We start from the raw sequence: 19,555 nt of genomic DNA, 5'->3' as shown, positions 1-19,555 counted from the left end.
CCTTGAGCACCCCGCGCACTGGCGCAGGGTGTGTCGGGGAAGGGGGAAGATGCGGGAGGGCGGGTTACTGGCCGCTGTGGGCACGATCGGTGCGTGCCTTCAGCTCACGCAGCACCTCGAGTTCATGGTCGCTGGGGACCGGCGTGGTCTCGAGTTCGGCGGCGAAACGAATATCCCAGCCGGTGGCCTCCTGGACCTGCTCGCGCGTCACGCCGGGATGCAGCGAGACCACCGTCAGTTCACGATCCTCCGGGTCCGGCTTCATCACGCACAGGTCACTGATCACGCGAGTCGGCCCCTTGCCGATATTGGGTACACCGTCGCGTCCCTTGCCGTCGCGACCAAAGCCCAGGGTGGTGATGAAATCGACGTCACGCACGAAGGCCCGCGGCGAGTGCTTCAGGGTGATGAACACTTCACCTGCGTTGGTGGCGATCTCCGGGGCGCCGCCGCCACCGGGCAAGCGAACCTTGGGTGCGGTGTAGTCGCCGATCAGGGTGGTGTTGAGGTTGGCGTAGCGATCGATCTGGGCGGTTCCCAGAAAGCCCACACTGACCTTGCCGCCCTGCAGCCAGTAGCGAAACATCTCCGGCACCGACACCGTGGTCAGCGCCGACTCGCACAGCTCGCCATCGCCGATCGACAGCGGCAACACGTCCGGCCTGGTCTGCAGGGTGCCGGATTCGTAGATCAGCACCACCTCAGGGGCATGGGTCAGTCGCGCCAGGTTGGCGGCCTCGGACGGCAGGCCGATACCGACGAAACAGGTCATGCCGTTTTCCAGCGCCCGGGCGGCGGTGACCGTCATCATCTCGCTGGCGCTGTAGTCGATTGCGGTGCTCATCGGGCGTCCTCCGCGGTGTTCATGATGTTGTCGTCGATCCAGCGGGTGAAGGCGTCACGGTCGCGGGCAATGGCGTCCCACTCCTTGTAGAAGCGGTTGTCACGCGGGTAGTAGCCGTGGGCGTAGGACGGCAGCGAGCCCTTTTCGGCCATGGCGATGGCGTCGATGGCCCAGCCTGGGATCACGCAGGCGTTGGGGTGGGTGTCCAGGTCATCGACGATCTCCTCGACGGTGACGATGGCGCGGCTGGCTGCCAGCACCGCTTCCTTCTGCACCCCGATGATCCCCTCGACCAGCACATTGCCGGCACGATCGGCCTTCTGGGCGTGAACAATGGAGACGTCCGGGCGCACCGAGGGTACCGCCGCCAGGCGCTCGCCGGTGAAGGGGCACTCGATGAACTTGATCTGGTCATTGACGTTGGGCAGCTCGCTGCCGACGTAGCCGCGCAGCACCGCCAGCGGCAATCCGGCGGCGCCGGCCTCGAAGGCGCAGGCCATGGCGGCGTGGCTGTGCTCGAGAATCTCGACCTTGTGGGGCCAGCCTTTTTCCACCGCATCACGCAGGCGATGGAGCGAGCCGACGCCAGGGTTGCCCCCCCAGGAAAAGATCACCTTCTTCACGCAGCCGGCACCGATCAACTGGTCGTAGACCAGGTCCGGGGTCATCCGGATCAGGGTGAGGTCGCGCCTACGCTGGCGAATGACCTCATGCCCGGCGGCGAAAGGAATCAGGTGGGTAAAGCCTTCCATGGCGACGGTGGCGCCGTCATGGACGTAGCGCCTTACCGCTTCGTCAAGACTCAGGATCTCGGCCATGTGGGTTGCCTCTGTTAACGATGAACCAATGCGGTGGACAGAACAGCCTTGTTCGCTATGTGAACGTAGGTTTGTTATACGAACAAGTTACTGCCGATCGTCAGAGCCGTCAAACGCAAAAAGGGCGGGAACGGCATACGCCGCTCCCGCCCCTTCTCGTTCTTCTACCGATCAATCAACGTGTTAGCGTTGCTCCAGCCACTCCCTGGCCTTGCTGACCTGTTGTCGGCTGCTACCAATGTATAACGCCGGATCGGTGGCGGCCTTGAGCTGCTCGACACTGATATCGGGGGGCAGCCGGGGAGCCTCACTGCTCTGCTCTGCGGTGGATGGCTCGCCCGCCTCCGCCTTCAGCACTCCGTGCAAGACCTCGTGATAAGGACGCCCCTGACGGCGCGCGGTTTCGGCAGCCTCGGCCGCCAGCGCCTTGGCCCTGTCGCTGCCGAGGTGGGGTGTCAGCAGGCGCGCCACCGGCTCGGCCATGATCGCGCCGCCGGTCAACGCCAGGTTGGCGGCCATGCGCTCAGGATGTACTTCGAGTCCTTCCAGCAGGGTTGCCGCCTGCTCCAGCGCCCCTTCCACCAGCAGCACCGATTCGCTGAGCGGTGCCCACTCGGCGTGCCACTCGCCGAGGCCCCGTTCCAGCGGCTGAGCCACGGCACCGATGATCACCGTGGTGTGGCCGTGCACCCGACGCGACGCGCCGCGAATCAGGGCGCAGCGTACCGGATTGCGCTTGTGCGGCATCGACGACGATTCGCCCATGCCAGGGGCGCTCGGCTCGCTGACTTCGCCAACCTCGGTCTGGGTCAGCAGGGCGACGTCCAGCGCCAGGCTCTCCAGCGCCCCGGCGACGGCGTCCAGGGCGGTCTGCAAGGCATGGATCGGCTGGCGGTCGGTATGCCAGGGCAGTACCGGGCAGGACAGGCCAAGCTCCTCGGCCAAGGCCTGCATCAGCTCGAGCCCCTGTTCCCCCCAGCCCGAGTGCACCCCCACTGCACCGCCGAACTGCACCGGCAATCCTTCGGCGGCGATATCCCCAAGCCGGCGTCGCGCGCGCTCGAGCCCGATGCCCCACTGGGCCGCCTTGACCCCAAAGGTCATCGGCAGCGCTTGCTGCATCAGGGTACGGCCGACCATGGGCGTCTGCTCGTGGTCACGCATCAGCGCGAGAACCGCGTTGCGACAGCGCTCGAGCAGGCCATCCAGGCTCGCCAGGCGCGGCGTCAGCAGGTGCATCAGCGCCGAATCCACCACATCCTGGCTGGTCGCCCCCTGGTGCCAGCACGCCTTGAGCTCGTCCGGCAACGCCGCTCGCCCGGCCTTGACGAAGGGGATCGCCGCGTTGCCGCCGCTGGCGATACCCCGGGCGATGGCCGCGGTGTCAAAGTTATGATGCTCAAGCGCCGCCGCCATGCGCCCGGCGCTGCCCGCTGGCAGTGCGCCGACACCTTCCTGGACGCGCGCCAGGGCGAGTTCGAAGGCCAGCATCGAGGCCACCAGGTCATCGTCGCGACAGGCTTCCAGGGCACTCTGGCTCATGAATGGATGGCTCAGCAGGGCGTCGGACATGGCAAGGTTCCTCTTCTTCTGGGGGAGCGAATGGGGCGTATCGACCGGGGCGAGTTCAAGGGGATAGCAGCGAGGAGGCAACGACAAGGACACGCGATGGCGACAGCATGGCCGCTCCACCAATAGTCGCACAGGTGTTCGCACCTCGAACAAGCATGCTAGATTATCGACAACACGGGAGCAAACCGTCGCTCACAGAAGACGAATGTCTTCTCGCCGCCATGACATCGGGGGCCGTATCCGGACGCTGCCCTGCTATCATCGTCGCTCGGGCTGTACAACGCTCTCACGTCGTGGCGCTCGATCACTGCAACACTAGATCTTAGTGACACTCGAATCTGAAAAAAGGACACCTCGATGGATACGGCACCGGCCGACGCCGCCCTGAGCCCGGATGACCGCGACTTCGTCACTGCCCTCGCCAGCGGCCTCGACGTCATTCTGGCCTTCGATGAGGCCCACCCTCGGATGACCTTGAGTGAGGTGGCGACGCGCACCGGCATGAACCGTGCTCGCGCCAGACGCTTTCTGCTGACGCTGCATGCCCTGGGCTATGTGCGCAAGGACCACCGCCACTTCGAGCTGGCGCCGCGAGTGCTCAAGCTCGGCTACGCCTTCCTGTCCGCCAACAATTATCAGCACCTGATCCAGCAGGTGCTCGAGGACATCACCACAGAAAGCGGCGAATCCTCTTCTCTTGGCGTACTCGACGGCGATGAGGTCACCTATGTGGCGCGCTCGGCGTCGCGCCAGCGGCTGATGGCCATCACCCTGTCGGTGGGCACGCGGCTGCCCGCCGCCTACACCTCGATGGGGCGCATGCTGCTGGCACAGAAGACCGACGACGAACTGGATGCCTTTATCGAACGCACCACCCTCGAGCGCTTCACCGACAAGACGATCACCGACAAGGCTGAGCTCAAGCGCGCCATCCTCCAGGCTCGTCAGCAGGGCTATGCCATCGTCGATCAGGAGCTGGATTCTGGGCTGCGTTCGTTGGCAGTACCCGCCTTCGACGCCAACGGCGAGCTGATCGGCGCGATCAATATCAGCACCAACGCCGCCAGAATCGACCACGACACCCTGCTTGAGCGCTACCTGCCGCTGCTCCAGGGCAAGGCTCGCCAGATTCGTGCCAACGTGAGCTGATCGTCCTTGTCTGAGCGCACCGGGGACAGGCGCATATGGGGAAGTATGACAATGGCAGGGAGGCCTGAATGCTAGCAATACTCTCCATCACCACACCGATCTTTCTGCTGATCGGCGTCGGCTTTCTGGCCCGGCGCTGGAACCTGGTGTCGCCGGTGCAGCTCTCCGGTGTCGCCAACTTCGTGCTGTATGCCGCGCTGCCGGCACTGATCCTCGGCGCCCTGACCCGCAACTCCCTTGGCGAGGTGATCAGTCTACCGCTGCTGGCAGCCTACGCCCTGGGTTCCGTGGCCACCTTCGTCGCCTGCCTGTGGCTGCCGCGCAATCGCCAAAAGAAGTCCCCCACCGAGCGGGCCATCCAGGCCCTTGGCATGTCCGCCTCCAACAGCGGCTTTGTCGCCTACCCGATCGCTGCCCTGGCGCTGGGTCAGGCGGCTGCGGGTATCATCATGGTCCACACCATGATGGTCGAAATCCTGCTGGTGATTCCCGGCGCCCTTGTGCTGGCCGAGGTCGGTCAGCAGCGCGACACCCGCGCCGGTGATGCCCTGCGCCAGACCCTGACCAGGCTTGTCCGCAACCCGATCCTGATCTCGCTGAGCCTGGGGCTGGCACTGGCGGCACTGGGAATACGCCTGCCGGCGACGCTGGATCGCACCATCGAGCTGCTGGCCGGCGCCGCCGGGCCCGCTGCGCTGTTCGTCATCGGCGGCACCCTGTACGGCCTCAAGATCCGCGGCATGGTCAAGGACATGGGCCAGATCATGCTCGGCAAGCTGGTCCTCCACCCGCTGCTGGTGCTGGGCATGCTGCTGGCGTTCCAGGCCGTCCTGGCGCCCTTGCCCCCCCTGATCTTCGCCGGCGCCATGATCTTTGCCGCCTGCCCGATGATCAGCATCTACCCGCTGATCGCCCAGCGCTTCGGCATGGAGGGCGTGGGTGCCGCCGCCCTGATGGCAAGCACGCTATCGAGCTTCGTGACCCTTAGCATCGTCCTGTGGGCGCTGTCACACACCGGCCTGATGCCGCTGCTTGGCTGAACCTCCCGCGGTGCCGACAACTGACTGAGGCCTGATGCCCAACCCTGGCTGACTCGCTGGCGACCGACTGCTGGCTCACGTACCATGAAAGGCATCATTTAGCTTGCTACTTTTTTGTCGGCGCAGAATGTCGCCGTCCCGCTTCGACCGCCAACGGCCCGCCATGTCCACACCTTCATCGACACCAGACACTACGCCCCTGACGCCGCCACAGGCCCTCAACCGCGACCGGCCGATGAAGGGCATCGCCTTCATGCTGGCGGCGGGGCTCTTGTTCTGCATGCTCGACACCGGGGTCAAGACCCTGGCCCAGGACTATTCGCCGGTGCAGGTGGTATGGGCGCGCTACGTTGGCCATATGCTGGTGCTGACCGGCTACCTGGTCTACCTGGGACGCGGCCCGGGCATGGCCATGCTGAAGACGTCATCCCTGGGCGGCCAGTTCGTTCGTGGCCTGCTGCTGCTGGGGGCCAGCACCTTCGCCTACCTGGCCTTTCGCACCCTGCCGATCCTGCAGGTCTACGTCATCAACTTCAGCTCGCCGCTGCTGGTGACCCTGCTGGCGATTCCGCTGCTCAAGGAGCGGGTCGGCTGGCGCCAGTGGCTGGCGATCCTGGTGGGCTTCGGTGGGGTGGTGATCTGCGTGGGCCCGGTGGACTGGCGCGCCAACCCGGCGATTCTGCTGCCCTTCGGCCTGACCGCCTGTTTCGCGCTCTACCAGCTGTCTACCCGACGTTTCGGGCGCGAGGACCATCCCCTCACTTCGCTGTTCTACGCGGGCCTTGCCGGCGCCCTGGTCAGCTCGGCGGTGGTCCCGGCCTTCTGGACCCCGGTGGCATTGGGGGATCTGCCGCTGTTTGTCTTTGTCGGCCTGATGGGCGCCGCCAGTCAGCTCACGCTGATCCTGGCCATGCGCTACGCGCCGGCCTCGCTGGTCTCGCCCTTTCTGTACCTGCAGATCGTCTGGGCGGCGCTGTTCGGCTTCATCTTTTTCGGCGACGTGCCACGCCCGGAGACCTGGATCGGCGCGGCGCTGATCAGCGCCGCCGGCATCACCCTGGCGCTGACTCGGGGGCGCGATCGCTGATCCGGCGTCAGCCCTTTCTGATCACTGCATCCAGGGCGGCGTGATAGCCCTGACTGCCGAGCCCGGCGATGACGCCATCGGCACGCAGCGAGACGTAGGAGTGGTGGCGGAAGCTCTCGCGCTTGTGCACGTTGGACAGGTGCACCTCGATCACCGTGCCGTCGAAGGCGTTCAGGGCATCGAGGATCGCCACCGAGGTGTGGGTATAGGCTGCAGGGTTGATGATGATGGCGACGGTGCCATCGAGACGCGCGGCATGGATGGCGTCGATCAGCTCACCTTCGTGATTGCTCTGGCGACTGGCGAGCTCCCACCCCTCGAGCACGGCGTGCTCGCGCAGCGCGTTGTCGATATCGGCCAGGGTCTCGTGGCCGTAGATCTCGGGCTCGCGTGTGCCCAGCAGATTGAGGTTGGGGCCATGCAGGACCAGTACCTTGCCACTCATCAAGGATTCTCCTTCAACAGTTCATGCCGGTGGTGGGCAAAAGAGAGACGGCCTGCTCGTCGGCGGCACGCTTTCGCTCATCCTCACAGAAGTGCCTGAAGGCGTCCACGCCCAGGACCACGAACCGGCTGGCGCGAACCGGCAGCGAGTTGCGACGCTTGAACCCTCAGGCATGTCGCTTCATCAGGTGTTTGCCCTGTTGCCCTGACGTGCCTCGCCCTCTTGCGATGTACCACTCGAGCGGGGCTGGGCCCCGCCGTCAATCACCCCTGTTCAGGCTCGAGCCAGGCTTTCCAGGCGTCGATGATGGCTCGGCGGTGGTCCTTGAACGCCTCGACGTCGCCGCGGGCGCTTTCCCGCGTCAGGGCGGCGCGGTGGTTGGCGCTGCGCGCGGCCAGGTAGGCGTCGCGCAGCGCCTGGGCCTCGCCGGCCTCGAGATGGTCGGTCTCCTCCAGGGTCTCGAGGATGCGCATGTTGTCGCTGAAGCGCATCAGCTCCGGTGTCTGGTGAGACAGCGCCAGCACCGCGTACTGACACAGGAACTCGATGTCGACCATGCCGCCGGGGTCGTGCTTGAGGTCGAAGGTATCGTCGGAGCCCTTCGAGCCCAGGTGATCGCGCATCTTGTGGCGCATCTTGACCACCTCCTCGCGCAGCGCCTCGCGATCGCGCTCGCGGCCGAGGATCTCCCGGCGCACCTCTTCGAAGCCTTCGGCCAGGGTCGCGTCGCCGGCCACCACCCGGGAGCGCACCAGCGCCTGGTGCTCCCAGGTCCAGGCCTGCTCGCGCTGGTACTCGGCGAAGGCCTTGAGCGGGCTGACCAGCAGGCCGGAGTTGCCCGAGGGGCGTAGCCGCATGTCGACCTCGTAGAGCGAACCGGCCGGCGTCACCGCCGACAACAGGTGGATGATGCGCTGGCCCAGCCGGGTGAAGAAGACGGTGTTGTCGATGACCCGCTTGCCGTCGGTCTCGCCCTGGGAGGCGCAGTCGTGCAGGAACACCAGGTCGAGATCCGAGCCGTAGCCAAGCTCGATGCCGCCAAGCTTGCCGTAACCGACGATCAGAAACTCCGGTGCTTTACCGGCACGCTCGCCGTCCTTGCCCAGCGGATAGCCGTGCTTGCGGGTCAGGGTCTTCCAGGCCATGGCCAGCACAGCATCGAGGATCACTTCGGCGATGTAGGTGAGGTAGTCGCTGACCTTCATCAGATGGCGGGTGCCGGCGATGTCCGAGGCCGCCACGTGCAGCACCTGGGCGTGCTTGAACACCCGCAGCGCCTCGAGCTGGGCTTCCTCGTCGTCCTCGGGAATCCGCGCCAGGGTCTGGCGCAGCTCGTCGGCCAGGCGTTCCTTGTCCGCCGGGGTGTAGAGGGTATCCGGAGTCAGCAGCTCGTCGAGCAGGATCGGGTAGCGGGCGATCTGTTCGGCGATCCAGGGACTTGCGCCGCACAGCTTCATCAGGTGGCCCAGGGCGTCGGGGTTCTCGCGCAACAGCGCCAGGTAGGCGGTACGCCTGAGCACCGCCTCGATCAGCGGCAGCACCCGTTCGAGCGCCGCATCCGGGGCCTCGCTCTCGGCCACCGCGTCCAGCAGCAGCGGCATCAGTGCATCGAGGCGCTCGTAGCCCACCCGCTGCATGGCCTGAACCTGGCGTGACCCGGCCAGTCCCTTGATTCGCTTGAGTGCGGTGGCGGCATCGTCGAAGCCGGCGTCCTGCAGTGTCGCCTGGGCCTCGTCGTCGTCCGGCTCACCGCGCCATAGCTGGCGCCAGGTATCGAGACTGGCGCCCTCGTCGACGCCGTCTTCCTCGACCTCGTCCTCGGGGTCGCTGATGACCGCGTCGAAGTGCTTGCGCACCCGCCCACGCACCTCATCCAGACGCGCCATCAGCGCCGGCCAGCCCTGGGCGTTCATGGCCAGCGCCACCCGCTCGCGGTCGAGGTCGTCGTCGGGCAGCGCCTGGGTCTGGCGGTCCTCGAGGGCCTGGATGGCGTGCTCCAGGTCGCGCAGAAAGGCGTAGTCCGGCAGCAGTTCGTCGATCACTTCCTGGGGCAGCAGGCCCAACTCCGGCAGCCGCTGCATGGCGGTCTTCAGCGAGGTCACCTGCAATTCCGTATCGCGCCCGCCGCGGATCAGCTGAAACGCCTGAACGATGAACTCCACCTCGCGGATGCCGCCGGGCCCCAGCTTGATATTGCCCTGCATGCCCTTGCGACGGACCTCGCGATTGATCATCGCCTTGAGCTCGCGCAGCGACTCGATGGCGCCGAAGTCCAGGTACTTGCGGTAGACGAAGGGACGGATGCTAGACAGCAGCTCGTAACCGGCGTCGATGTCGCCGGCCACCGGGCGCGCCTTGAGCATGGCGTAGCGCTCCCACTCGCGGCCCTGATCCTGGTAGTAGCCCGCCAGCGAAGAAAAGCTGCCAACCAGGGGCCCACCGTCACCCAGCGGGCGCAGGCGCATGTCGACGCGAAAGACGAAGCCGTCGGCGGTCACCGGGTCCAGCGCCGAGATCAGCTTCTGCCCGAGTTTGGTGAAGTACTCGACGTGGTCCAGCGACTTGCGCCCACCCTGGGTCTCGCCCTTCTCGGGGTAGGCGAAGATCAGATCGATGTCGGACGACAGGTTCAGCTCGCCGGCGCCCAGCTTGCCCATGCCGAGCACCACCAGGCGCTGTTCGCTGCCGTCCTCGCGCGGGGCCGGACGCCCCCAGCGGGCCTCGACAAAGCGCTCGAGCCAGCCAAGCGCCCCTTCCAGGCAGACCTCGGCCAGGCGCGACACCGCGGCACCGGTGGCCCAGGCGTCGACGCCCTCGGGACGGTTGATGTCGCGCCATACGATGGCCAGCATGCGCGCGGCACGAAAGCGCCGAATCGCCGCCTGCATGGCGGCTTCATCCTCGGCGGCCTCGAGGCCCTCGTCGAGCAGCTGCCTGAGCGCCTCGGGCGTCAAGGCACGATCCAGCTCACCGCTGGAGTCCAGGCAACCCAGCCACTGGGGATGGCGACACAGGGTCTCGCAGGCGAACTCGGAGATCGCCAGCACCCGGGCGAGCTCGACCTGACGATGGGGCTCCAGCGCCTGATAAAGTTCGCCGGGGGGCTCATTGCCGCTCATTTCGGCGACGTTGTCTGCCTGTTCGAGCCGCGAGGCAAGGCGCTCCCAGGCGGCATCCAGGGCGCCGACAAGGGCGGTGGGGATGTCGTCTCGGGGCAAGAAATCCTGGCTCAGCTGCATGGCGGCTCTCCTTGTTCACTCGTCGCCCCCGTGCGCAGATCACGGCGGGCCTGGGCCTGTGCTCCTCCCCTGAGCATACTCAAGCCCGGGCGTGTGAGCACGGTCCCTTGGGCCATCGGGCAAGCCCGGGCATGTGAGCACGGTCCCTTGGGCCATCAGGCAAGCCCCGTCGTGTGAGCACGGCCGCTTATGCCATCAGGAACTTCTCCACGGCCAGCAGTCCCCAGGTCAGCCCCGCCATCGCCAGCGACAGCATCACCGCCGCCGAGCCGATGTCCTTGGCCCGACCGGACAGCACATGGCGCTCGGGGCCGATGCGATCGACCACGCTCTCGATGGCACTGTTGAGCAGTTCCACGATCAGCACCATGAAGCAGCTACCGACCAGCAGGATCCACTCCACCGGGGTGTCACCGATCCACCAGGCCAGCGGTACCAGCACCAGGCACAGCGCGAGCTCCTGACGGAAGGCAGATTCGTGACGAAAGGCGGCCCGCAGGCCCTTGAGCGAGTAACGCGTCGAGTGAATCAGGTGGCGCCAGCCGGTGTGTCCGGGCTTCATGAGGGTTCCTCGTGGCGAAAGGGGCGCTCCCGGCCCCTCAGTGGTTGGCAATCATGCGGTCGAGATCCAGGGATACCAAGTCAAGGACCCTGGCCCAGCTGATGTAAGGGGTGTTGGCGGTGCCGTTGACCAGCACGGTGAAAACGCCGAAGCGGTGGCTGGCGGTGCGGAAGTAGCCGGTCACCGCGCGTACCGCCACCGGCTGATTGAGGGTGCCGGTCTTGAGCGTCACGTGGCTCTGGAAGGTCGGCGAGCCGCGCCGGATAAAGCGCATGGGGCCGTTGGTCGGGGCCTGCAGGCCGGCGTTGAACACCGGGAACAGGTCCGCCTGCCCGAACATGTACTCGAGCAGGGCGTTGCCGCCCCGGGCCGAAATCTTGTTACCGGTGGTCAGGCCGCTGCCGCTTTCCAGGATCACCTCGCCGTGGCCGGGCACCCGGGCGACGAAGGCCTCCAGCGCCGCACCGGCCTGATCGAGTTCGACCCGCGGCCCCTCCACCAGATCCAGCGCCAGCACATCGGCCATGTAGTTGTTGGAGTAGTTGAGCATGCGCAGCAGGATCTCCTGCAGCGGCTTGCCGTCCACCGCTGCCAGGCGACGGGCGCCGCTGGGGGGCGCCTCGCTGCTGGTGGCCACGCCGCCTTCGACGAGGATGCCGGAGCGCGCCAGCATGGCGTTGAGGGTCGCCGCCGTCTGGGCCGCCGGATCGGCGCTGGCGCGGTAGACCTCGCGCGGCAGGGCGTTGGACGAAATCTGGCCGCTGACCGTCAGGGTCTCGCCTTCGGCGCCATTGACCCGGGTCGCCTGCAGGCTGGTGCCGGCGTTGGCGCCCTGGGTGGTGACCCTGTTGTTGACCGCGAACAGCGGCGCCTGGCTGTTGCAGCCGGTGATACGCGCCGGGCCGCCGACGGCGCCAGGCGCCACCTGCACGCACCAGCTACCGTAGTTGACCCCGGCCGACGTCAGCAGCGCGCTGTAGGCGTTGTCGGAGCGCTCGCGGGCGGTGCAGCGATCGATGGTCCGGCAGGTCACCGGACCGAAGCGCCATTGACTGACCACCAGCCGTCCGGTCACCCGGCGCACCCCGGCCTGGTGCAGACGCTGGGCAAGGCGCCACAGGTCCTCGCTGGTCAGGCTGGGATCGCCTCCCCCCACCATCACCAGATCGCCGGCCAGGGTACCGTCGCTTCCCGGGCGCGCGGTGCTGACGAACTCGGTGGTGAAGCGATGCTGCGGGCCCCAGGCATCCAGCGCCGCTGCCGCGGTGTAGACCTTGGTCACCGAGGCCGGGGTGAGCTGGCGCTCCGGGGTCAGGCTGCCGAGGGTCTCGCCGGGCGCATCACCGGTGCCGAGCAGACGTGCCTCGGCACTGATCAGAAAGCCCTGCTTGGATAATTCGGCCAGATTGCCGAAGCCGGCGGCCTGCGCCGAGGCGGCGGACAACAGCGTGAGGCACAACGCCACCAGGGCGGAAACGAGGAGAACGGGCCAGGCGAATGGCGAGCGAGGCGACATGAAGACTTCCCTGCGATGAACGGGCGTTGCGCCCATGCGGCGCAACGAGGGCCGAGTCTACCGCCTGGCGTCCAAGGATTCGACTATAGCTTGATGACATGACCACGCCGCGCTCTACGCCACCGGGGCGGCGGCGGATTGGTGACGATTCTCACAATCCTCGGAGAACCACCCGCCTAATTCGACCGACGTCACCCGACGCACGACCGCGCGTATCGACGAGCAGAAACAGCGCCAGCCAAGCACAGCCTGCAGTGGCTAAGCCAGGAAAATACCAGCATGCTGAGAAGCGACTTGCATTCGTGGAGAAAGGCCATGCGCGGGATCCTGTACGTACTGATCCTTGGCACCATGCTTGGCAACGTCGTACTCGACAGCAGCGCACGTGCCCAGGAGGCGCCGAGCGTCGAGGGCACCCAGACGATCGCGGTCTCCGAGCGCACCGAGGATGCCGATATCGAACGTCGATTGACCGGCATTCTGGCCTCGGCCGGCTGGTATCGTGGTCTCGACGTCGAGGTCAAGGAAGGCATCGTCTACCTGGACGGTGCGACGGCCTCGGGGAACCACCGCGACTGGGCCGGTTCCCTGGCCGCCAAGACCGAGGGCGTTGTTGCCGTCGTCAATCGCATCGAGGTGCAGCCCGAATTCACGCTGTCACTGACGCCGGTCATCGACGAACTTGGGCGCTTTGGCCGCGAGGCGTTGACCTATGTACCGCTGGCCTTGCTGGCGTTGCTGGTGCTGCCGCTGGCCTGGCTGCTTGCACGCCTGGTCTCGGCGCTGGCCAGGCGTCTGTTGCGCAAGCGTGTCGCCTCGCCCTTTCTACGCCAGGTGCTGGCCCGTGCCATCGCCCTTCCTGTGTTGCTGCTCGGCATCTATCTCATCCTGCAGGTCGCCGGGTTGACCGGCCTGGCGTTCTCCGTGGTCGGCGGCGCCGGCATGATCGGCATTGTCGTATCCTTTGCCTTTCGCGACATCGCCGAGAACTTCCTGGCCACGCTGATCATGTCGATACGCCAGCCCTTTCGTCGCGGCGACTGGATCACCGTCGCAGAGCACAGCGGAATCGTGCAAAGCATGAACGCCCGCTCGACGGTGCTGCTGTCTGCCGAGGGCAATCATATTCAGATTCCCAATGCCACGATCTTCAAGACGATCGTCATCAACTACTCCACCTCACCAGGCCTCAGGACCAGCGTCGATATCGGCATCGGCTACGATGACTCTGTCACCCATGCCCAGACGCTGATCCATCAGGTTCTGACCGCGCACGAAGCGATCATCGCGCACCCCGAACCCATGGTACTGGTCGATGCCCTTGGCGCATCCACGGTCAATCTCAAGGCCTACTTCTGGTTTGACGGCCAGACCATCGCCGGCGTCAAGCTGCGCTCGGCAGTACTGCGCCAGATCAAGAACACCTTGACCGAAGCCGGTATCTCGATGCCGGACGAGGCCCGGGAAATCATCTTTCCCCAGGGTGTACCCGTCGTTTCCCCATCAGAAGTCTCCGCCGTCGAGCCGCCTCAGGGAGTCGCGACACCAGCCACGACAGCACCGAGCAACGTCGTCCCGGCCAGCGACAATGCCGACGTCACCAGTGCCGAAGGCGGCCTCGAGACCGAACGCCGGGCCATCGAGCAGTCCATCGGCACTACGACGCCGCCGGAAGGCCGCACCGACCTGCTGGGCGGCAACGACTCAACCCGGTCACACGACGAACCACCCCATCAGTGAGAGGACACCGAGGAAAACAGCTGAATGACAGCGACACCTCCCACGATCATGGCCAATCCGATCACCGCGGGAAGGTCTGGCTTCTCGCCGTAGACCACGATACCCACCAGGGTCACCAGCACGATGCCAAGCCCCGCCCAGAAGGCGTAGGCGATGCCTACCGGCACGCTGCGCAGCACCAGTGACAACAGATAGAAGGCCGCCAGGTAGCCGACCACCACCACCACGCTTGGCCACAGCCGGGTGAACTCATTGGAGGCCTTGAGCGCCGAGGTGGCGATGACCTCGGCCACGATGGCGAGCGCCAGGTACAAGTAGCTCATCCGTTTGCTCCGTGGAGTCGACGTTCGACGATGCGGTCGAACAGGGAATTGAAGACCATGGCATAGACCAGAAAGAACAGCATGAAGCCGGCGTCGAGCCAGAATGCCTCGACCAGGCCGATCTCCATCCACCAGGCCACCGCCGGCAGGGTCATGATCAGAAGCCCGGTCTCGAAGCCCATGGCCTGGGCGAAACGCTGGGACAGGGTGCGCCGACGGGTCGGCAGCCAGCGATCGAACAGCCAGTTCCAGACCAGGTTCCAGAGCATGGCGGCGGTGGCCAGCCCCGCCGCCAGCGCGCCCATCTCACCCAGACCGTGGCCTGTCAGCACGCTGGCCAACGGGGTGACGATCACCAGCCCGCCGAGTTCAAACGACACCATATGGACCAGGCGTTCCTTGAGCGACCGCATTTGACTACCCCCGCCGACGGCATGATGACTATCGATGGATCGCTATTCTAGTGACTTGGACGATGGTTGCCAGGTAGCTACTATCAGGTTTTACGATAGGTGAGACCCGCCCCATGCACTGGACCCTGGATCAGCTGCGCCTGTTCATTGCCTGCGCCGAGCGCGGCTCCTTCTCCGCCGCGGCGCGCCACCTTGGCCGCGCCCAGTCGGCAGTGAGCACCGCCATCGCCCATCTCGAGCTCGATCTGGCCTGTGAGTTGTTCGACCGCAGTTCGCGCTCGCCAACCCTGACCCCGGCGGGTCAGGCGCTGCTGCCGGAAGCCAGGGCGGTACTGGCCCAGTGCGAGCGCCTGAACGCGCGAGCCGCGACCCTGTCCCAGGGCGAAGAGGCCCAGCTGGTGGTGGCGATCCACGAGGCGCTGGTCGAGATGCCGCCGGTGGATGCCACTCTGGAGGCACTGGCGCAACACTACCCGGCGCTGTCGCTGACCCTGCTCTACGGCGCCCAGGGCGACGTCGCCGACTGGGTCGAACAGGGCACCGCCCATCTCGGCATCCTGTTGAGCCAGGCCCACGCCGCCGGCCCGCTGGAGGGTCGGCGTATCGCCCACCTGCGCCAGCGCTGGGTGGCGGGTAGCGACCACCCCCTGGCCAGCGTCCACTCGGTAACCCGTAGCGAACTGGCCCATCATCGCCAGCTGATGATCGCCTCGCGCCAGCCAGACCGTCAGGCCGAACAACCGTTGAGCCCCCAGCACTGGCGACTCAACAGCTTCTACTCCATGGCCGAGTTGACCGCCCGCGGGCTTGGCTGGTCGCTGGTGCCGGAGCACATCGCGCACTATCCGCCTTTCCGTCGCCAGCTGGTCGAGCTGACCGGACCGGGACTCGGCGAGCCCCCCACCATCGAGGTGGAAACGGTGGCCCGCCGCGACGCCGCCCGTGGCCCCATCGCCAGCTGGCTCGCCCGGAACCTGGGCGAAAGCTTCCGCGCGCTGGAGCACAGTTCGTCCCGGTGAGCCATTTGCCGTGCCCCCCCCCTGATAGAGTGCCGGCCTGGGAGTCGGCGAGTGGCCGCTTACATGCCGGGCATCAGCCCCGGGCGATGGTCAAGGTTGACGACCAGGTGCCACAGCGGCTGGTGGTGCTCGTGGTACTTGCGCTCGAAGTGGGTGAGCGGGTCATCGCCGGGATCGAAGGGGCCCAGCGGTGTGGTGACGCCGGTGGCCCGGGACACGGCGATGGCGAACTCCTCGATGTACAGACGCCAGTTGGAGCGCACCTCGAGACGTCCGCCCAGGCCGACGATGGCGGGAAATACCGGATGCCCGTGCCAGCGCAGCTTGAGCTGCACCGACTTGGGATAGGGGTTGGGGTACAGCAGGTAGTGGCGCTCCGGTCGCCAGCCTTCGGCCAGCGCCAGCCGCCAGAAGTCGACCAGGTCGGCGCGCACCAGCAGGGCGTTGTCCGGCAGCCGGCCGTGGTCCCGCGACAGTCGATCGGCGCTGCGATCGACGCCGATCACGCAGTGCTCGGGAAACCGCTCGGCCAGCTTGCGGGTCGACAGCCCGACCCCACAGCAGGCGTCGAGAATAAGCCCTCGCTCACCCTGAGCCCTGCGCCAGGTCTCGGCCTCGGCGAAGGCTTCACGGGTGTGCTCGGCCAGCGGCTTGCGCCAGACATGGGACAGACCGCGACTGACCCGACGCGGCAGGTCCTCGTGGGGGCCGGTCTGGTTCGAGGTGACGATGCGGGGGGCGTCGGACATGGGCGATCTCGGGCAGTGGAAACGGCGAGGCGAAGACCTGGTCTTGCCCTGGCGTGCAGTGTATCAAGTGCCTCACGCGTAAGCAGGGGCTTACACCGCAGGACTCGTCCCGCCTTCACCATTCACGTTGTCGAGCGAGACCAGGCGCGAGCCCCGGCGCCAAGCCTTTCTCCCCCTTGGCTTCACCGAAACGCGCATGACTGAGGCAAGACCAAGTGCTAACATCGCTGGCCTGAATCCCTCTCCCATGGCAATATCGAACGGCGTTTTGCTTGGGGCGCACGCGGCATCGCGCGAGGCACGACTCCTCGCCGCCAGAATGGTGAGGTTCAGGCTCCTCTCGACCGACGCTTGCAGGCGATCGTCACGCCATCGCTGCAAGGCAACACGAGAGTCGAGCCGTCTTTACCTCGTTCACGGACAGCCAGGCTGTCCGGGTCTGTCGCAGCGCCCTTCAATGTCGTTTCTCCGCTCCGAGAGCGAGCCTTTCACCCGCTTCAATACGAGGACTCCGGCTTGTCACACTTACCGGTGATCGTGGGCATGGGCGGCGTCAACCCGGCCGGCCGTACCTCGGGCCACCAGGCCTTCCGTCGCACCGTGCTCGACGCCCTTCCCGAGGCCGAGCAGACCTCCACCCTGCTCGGCCTGGCGGCGATGATGCGCCTGGCGCACTGCGACGCCGACCAGCGCTGGCACAACGCCCAGGGGCAGGTGCTCGATGCCGCCCAGCTGGCGCTGGAGACCCGCGACCAGGTGCTCAGTCACACCCTGATTCGTCGCATCGAGGACCCCCGTTTCAATGACGAGGGGCTGCCCGCCAATCGCCGCGCCAACCTGGCGCTGGAATCGCCGTTGACCTTTCGCCTGCGCCGCAGGCAGCTACCGGACAACCTGCCGCCCACCTGGCAGGTGCGTGAGGTCGATCGCCACCATCTGGAAGTCACGGTACCCGCCGGCCAGATGGACGTGATGCTGCCAGAGACCCGCCAGGCCCAGGTCCGCGCCGCCGGCCAGTTGCCCAGCGGCTTCGACCCGAGTCAGCTCTACCGTAGCGTGCACCACCCGCGCGGGCTTTCCATGGCGGTATTCGCCGCCAGCGACTGCCTCGGTGACAGTGGACTCGACTGGGACTCGCTGCGCGACCGCCTGGACCCGGACGCCATCGCCGTCTATGCCGGCAACTCCATCGGTCAGCTCGACGACGAGGGCTGGGGAGGCCTGCTCAAGAGCTTCGTCTCGGGCAAGCGCGCCACCTCCAAGCAGATGCCGCTGGGCTACGGCCAGATGCCCGCTGACTTCCTCAATGCCTATGTGCTGGGTAGCGTCGGTGCCACCGGCGCCGCTCTGGGCGCCTGCGCCAGCTTCCTCTACAACCTGCGCCTGGGCATCGACGACATCAGAAGCGGCCGCCGCCGCATCGTCATGGTCGGCACCTCGGACGCCCCGATCACCCCCGAGATCATCGAGGGCTTTCGCACCATGGGGGCGCTGGCCGACGACGACAGCCTCAAGGCGCTGGACGCCCTGGAGCTTCTGACCGACGCCGACTACCAGCGCGCCAGCCGTCCCTTCGCCCGTAACTGCGGCTTTACCATGGGGGAGTCCAGCCAGTTCGTGATGCTGATGGACGACAGCCTGGCGCTGGAAGTGGGTGCCGATATCCTGGCCGCCGCACCGGAGGTGTTCGTCAACGCCGACGGCTGGAAGCGTTCGATCTCGGCCCCCGGCATCGGCAACTACGTGACCCTGGGCAAGGCCTGCTCGCTGATTCGCGACATGCTCGGCGAGACCAGCCTGCGAGAACGCAGCTATATCCACGCCCACGGCACCTCGACGCCGAAGAACCGCACCACCGAGTCCCATGTGTTCGACGCCGTGGCCAAGGCCCACGGCATCACCGACTGGCCGGTGGTGGCGATCAAGGCCTACCTTGGCCACTCCCAGGGCAGCGCCGCCGGCGACCAGCTCACCAACGCCCTGGGCAGCTTCGCCTACGGCCTGCTGCCGGGCATCTGTACCCTCGACCGGGTCGCCGACGACGTCCACGCCGAGCGCCTGCGACTGTTCAAGGACACCCAGGCGTTCAAGGCCGACGCCAGCCTGATCAACGCCAAGGGCTTTGGCGGCAACAACGCCACCGGGGTGCTGATCTCCCCCGAGGCCACCGAACGGCTGCTGGCCAAGCGCCACGGCGCCGATGCCATGGCCGCCTGGCGCGAGCGTCGCGAGGCGACCCGGGCCCAGGCCGCCGTCTACCACCAACAGGCCGATGCGGGACACTTCGCCGTGCGCTATCGTTTCGGTGAAGGCGTGCTGGAAGGCCCTGAGCTTGAGGTCGGTGCCGACAGCATCCACATCCCCGGCTACCAGCAGCCCGTGTCGCTGAGCGTGGACAATCCCTTCGGCCGGCTCGACGAAGCCGGCGACGAGCTGGACACGCCGCTCGCTGACGAGAGACAGGAGAAGAGGTGATGACCACCGCCATCTATCCTGGCACCTTCGATCCCATCACCAATGGCCACTATGACCTGATCGAGCGCGCCTCGCGGCTGTTCGGCAAGGTGGTGGTGGCCATCGCCTCGAGCCCTGGCAAGGGCCCGACGCTGGACCTGGACACCCGCCTGGCGCTGACCCGCGAGGTGGTTGCCTCCCTTGGCAACGTCGAGGTGGTGGGCTTTTCCGGCCTGATGACGGAGTTCATGAAAGGGCAGAACGCCCGGGTGCTGCTGAGAGGCCTGCGCGCCGTCTCCGACTTCGAGTACGAGCTGCAATTGGCCAACATGAACCGCGCCCAGATGCCGGACCTGGAGACCGTGTTCCTGACCCCGGAGGTGGAGAACTCCTACATTTCCTCCACCCTGGTGCGGGAGATCTCTCGGCTGGGCGGCGACATATCGAAGCATGTGCACCCCAAGGTCGCACAAACCCTGCGTAGCCATTACAATACTTGACCATCACACTGGGAATTGACCTCGGCGCGCTGCGACCAGGCCGTGGTCTTCCCATTGATCCCGAACTCCAGGGTGGCTATCGGCC

Annotated in this window: 18 protein-coding genes; 8 read left to right on the top strand and 10 right to left on the bottom strand. The window is 66.4% G+C overall.

Annotated elements, in window-relative coordinates; translation table 11 throughout:
* Window positions 1–64: 64 nt before the first annotated feature.
* The 3 genes from NFG58_RS02230 to NFG58_RS02220 all read right to left on the bottom strand — a co-directional run bounded on the left by NFG58_RS02230 (window position 65) and on the right by NFG58_RS02220 (window position 3,234).
* Window positions 65–832: a CoA-transferase subunit beta gene (locus NFG58_RS02230; RefSeq protein WP_348828114.1), complete on the bottom strand. Its 768-nt coding sequence runs from the start codon at window positions 830–832 to the stop codon at window positions 65–67.
* A gap of 8 nt (window positions 833–840) precedes the next feature.
* A complete protein-coding gene (locus tag NFG58_RS02225; protein ID WP_348827513.1) occupies window positions 841–1,662 on the bottom strand; it encodes a CoA transferase subunit A in 822 nt (273 codons plus the stop codon).
* Between the two features lie 183 nt (window positions 1,663–1,845).
* Window positions 1,846–3,234, bottom strand: a complete 1,389-nt coding sequence (locus tag NFG58_RS02220) for an adenylosuccinate lyase family protein (protein ID WP_348827512.1) — start codon at window positions 3,232–3,234, stop codon at window positions 1,846–1,848.
* Window positions 3,235–3,591: 357 nt separating this feature from the next.
* Here NFG58_RS02220 and NFG58_RS02215 point away from each other — a divergent pair, with 357 nt between their 5' ends.
* From NFG58_RS02215 to NFG58_RS02205, 3 genes are all read left to right on the top strand, one after another.
* Window positions 3,592–4,383: an IclR family transcriptional regulator C-terminal domain-containing protein gene (locus tag NFG58_RS02215; RefSeq protein WP_108448464.1), complete on the top strand. Its 792-nt coding sequence runs from the start codon at window positions 3,592–3,594 to the stop codon at window positions 4,381–4,383.
* A 68-nt stretch (window positions 4,384–4,451) separates the two neighbouring features.
* Window positions 4,452–5,423 (top strand): AEC family transporter, encoded by a 972-nt coding sequence (locus tag NFG58_RS02210; RefSeq protein WP_348827511.1) that lies wholly within the window; start codon window positions 4,452–4,454, stop codon window positions 5,421–5,423.
* Between the two features lie 163 nt (window positions 5,424–5,586).
* On the top strand, window positions 5,587–6,510 hold the full coding sequence (locus NFG58_RS02205; protein ID WP_108448540.1) for a DMT family transporter: 924 nt from the start codon (window positions 5,587–5,589) through the stop codon (window positions 6,508–6,510).
* 7 nt (window positions 6,511–6,517) lie between these two features.
* Here the strand turns inward: NFG58_RS02205 and aroQ are convergent, their stop codons facing one another.
* Window positions 6,518–6,958, bottom strand: coding sequence for a type II 3-dehydroquinate dehydratase (gene aroQ, locus NFG58_RS02200; protein WP_108131164.1), 441 nt, complete (start codon window positions 6,956–6,958; stop codon window positions 6,518–6,520).
* Here aroQ and NFG58_RS02195 point away from each other — a divergent pair.
* Window positions 6,945–7,163, top strand: coding sequence for a hypothetical protein (locus tag NFG58_RS02195; protein WP_348827510.1), 219 nt, complete (start codon window positions 6,945–6,947; stop codon window positions 7,161–7,163). The two genes, aroQ and NFG58_RS02195, sit on opposite strands and share 14 nt — an antisense overlap.
* 55 nt (window positions 7,164–7,218) lie before the next feature.
* On the opposite strand, the gene glnE is transcribed toward NFG58_RS02195, so the two are convergent.
* The 3 genes from glnE to dacB form a co-directional block, all read right to left on the bottom strand.
* A complete protein-coding gene (gene glnE, locus NFG58_RS02190) occupies window positions 7,219–10,194 on the bottom strand; it encodes a bifunctional [glutamate--ammonia ligase]-adenylyl-L-tyrosine phosphorylase/[glutamate--ammonia-ligase] adenylyltransferase (protein ID WP_348827509.1) in 2,976 nt (991 codons plus the stop codon).
* Window positions 10,195–10,381: 187 nt separating this feature from the next.
* Window positions 10,382–10,756 (bottom strand): diacylglycerol kinase, encoded by a 375-nt coding sequence (locus NFG58_RS02185; RefSeq protein WP_045991417.1) that lies wholly within the window; start codon window positions 10,754–10,756, stop codon window positions 10,382–10,384.
* A 37-nt stretch (window positions 10,757–10,793) separates the two neighbouring features.
* Entirely contained in the window at window positions 10,794–12,272 is a 1,479-nt protein-coding gene (gene dacB / locus NFG58_RS02180) for a D-alanyl-D-alanine carboxypeptidase/D-alanyl-D-alanine-endopeptidase (RefSeq protein ID WP_348827508.1), read from the bottom strand.
* Between the two features lie 315 nt (window positions 12,273–12,587).
* Here dacB and NFG58_RS02175 point away from each other — a divergent pair, with 315 nt between their 5' ends.
* Window positions 12,588–14,012, top strand: a complete 1,425-nt coding sequence (locus NFG58_RS02175; RefSeq protein ID WP_348827507.1) for a mechanosensitive ion channel family protein — start codon at window positions 12,588–12,590, stop codon at window positions 14,010–14,012.
* Here NFG58_RS02175 and NFG58_RS02170 read toward each other — a convergent pair.
* Window positions 14,006–14,437, bottom strand: a complete 432-nt coding sequence (locus NFG58_RS02170; protein WP_083970209.1) for a multidrug efflux SMR transporter — start codon at window positions 14,435–14,437, stop codon at window positions 14,006–14,008. The genes NFG58_RS02175 and NFG58_RS02170 overlap by 7 nt on opposite strands.
* Window positions 14,332–14,748, bottom strand: coding sequence for a PACE efflux transporter (locus tag NFG58_RS02165; RefSeq protein WP_124804978.1), 417 nt, complete (start codon window positions 14,746–14,748; stop codon window positions 14,332–14,334). The genes NFG58_RS02170 and NFG58_RS02165 overlap by 106 nt, the downstream gene beginning before the upstream one ends.
* A 113-nt stretch (window positions 14,749–14,861) precedes the next feature.
* On the opposite strand from NFG58_RS02165, the gene NFG58_RS02160 reads away from it, so the two are divergent.
* Window positions 14,862–15,767: a LysR family transcriptional regulator gene (locus NFG58_RS02160; protein WP_348827506.1), complete on the top strand. Its 906-nt coding sequence runs from the start codon at window positions 14,862–14,864 to the stop codon at window positions 15,765–15,767.
* 59 nt (window positions 15,768–15,826) lie between these two features.
* On the opposite strand, the gene NFG58_RS02155 is transcribed toward NFG58_RS02160, so the two are convergent.
* Window positions 15,827–16,516 carry a class I SAM-dependent methyltransferase gene (locus NFG58_RS02155; RefSeq protein ID WP_045991412.1) on the bottom strand — a complete coding sequence of 230 codons (690 nt, stop codon included), beginning with the start codon at window positions 16,514–16,516 and terminating at the stop codon, window positions 15,827–15,829.
* 543 nt (window positions 16,517–17,059) lie between these two features.
* Here NFG58_RS02155 and NFG58_RS02150 point away from each other — a divergent pair.
* Complete coding sequence (locus NFG58_RS02150; RefSeq protein ID WP_348828113.1) at window positions 17,060–18,991, top strand: beta-ketoacyl synthase; 1,932 nt, start codon at window positions 17,060–17,062, stop codon at window positions 18,989–18,991.
* Window positions 18,991–19,470: a pantetheine-phosphate adenylyltransferase gene (coaD, locus tag NFG58_RS02145; protein WP_348827505.1), complete on the top strand. Its 480-nt coding sequence runs from the start codon at window positions 18,991–18,993 to the stop codon at window positions 19,468–19,470. The genes NFG58_RS02150 and coaD overlap by 1 nt, the downstream gene beginning before the upstream one ends.
* Window positions 19,471–19,555: the final 85 nt, after the last annotated feature.

Origin of the sequence: Halomonas sp. RT37, assembly GCF_040070525.1 — a bacterium.
Taxonomy (GTDB): domain Bacteria; phylum Pseudomonadota; class Gammaproteobacteria; order Pseudomonadales; family Halomonadaceae; genus Halomonas; species Halomonas litopenaei.
The sequence above is the reverse complement of the archived record's forward strand: the minus strand, read 5'-3'. Positions and strand labels throughout refer to the sequence as shown.

Bases quoted from the DNA above. Each gene is read 5' to 3' on its own strand.
- glnE (WP_348827509.1), bottom strand. From the start codon at position 10,194: ATGCAGCTGAGCCAGGATTTCTTGCCCCGAGACGACATCCCCACCGCC.
- NFG58_RS02160 (WP_348827506.1), top strand. From the start codon at position 14,862: ATGCACTGGACCCTGGATCAGCTGCGCCTGTTCATTGCCTGCGCCGAG.
- NFG58_RS02220 (WP_348827512.1), bottom strand. From the start codon at position 3,234: ATGTCCGACGCCCTGCTGAGCCATCCATTCATGAGCCAGAGTGCCCTG.
- NFG58_RS02150 (WP_348828113.1), top strand. From the start codon at position 17,060: ATGGGCGGCGTCAACCCGGCCGGCCGTACCTCGGGCCACCAGGCCTTC.
- NFG58_RS02185 (WP_045991417.1), bottom strand. From the start codon at position 10,756: ATGAAGCCCGGACACACCGGCTGGCGCCACCTGATTCACTCGACGCGT.
- NFG58_RS02205 (WP_108448540.1), top strand. From the start codon at position 5,587: ATGTCCACACCTTCATCGACACCAGACACTACGCCCCTGACGCCGCCA.
- NFG58_RS02175 (WP_348827507.1), top strand. From the start codon at position 12,588: ATGCGCGGGATCCTGTACGTACTGATCCTTGGCACCATGCTTGGCAAC.
- coaD (WP_348827505.1), top strand. From the start codon at position 18,991: ATGACCACCGCCATCTATCCTGGCACCTTCGATCCCATCACCAATGGC.
- NFG58_RS02165 (WP_124804978.1), bottom strand. From the start codon at position 14,748: ATGCGGTCGCTCAAGGAACGCCTGGTCCATATGGTGTCGTTTGAACTC.
- NFG58_RS02215 (WP_108448464.1), top strand. From the start codon at position 3,592: ATGGATACGGCACCGGCCGACGCCGCCCTGAGCCCGGATGACCGCGAC.
- dacB (WP_348827508.1), bottom strand. From the start codon at position 12,272: ATGTCGCCTCGCTCGCCATTCGCCTGGCCCGTTCTCCTCGTTTCCGCC.
- NFG58_RS02210 (WP_348827511.1), top strand. From the start codon at position 4,452: ATGCTAGCAATACTCTCCATCACCACACCGATCTTTCTGCTGATCGGC.
- NFG58_RS02225 (WP_348827513.1), bottom strand. From the start codon at position 1,662: ATGGCCGAGATCCTGAGTCTTGACGAAGCGGTAAGGCGCTACGTCCAT.
- NFG58_RS02155 (WP_045991412.1), bottom strand. From the start codon at position 16,516: ATGTCCGACGCCCCCCGCATCGTCACCTCGAACCAGACCGGCCCCCAC.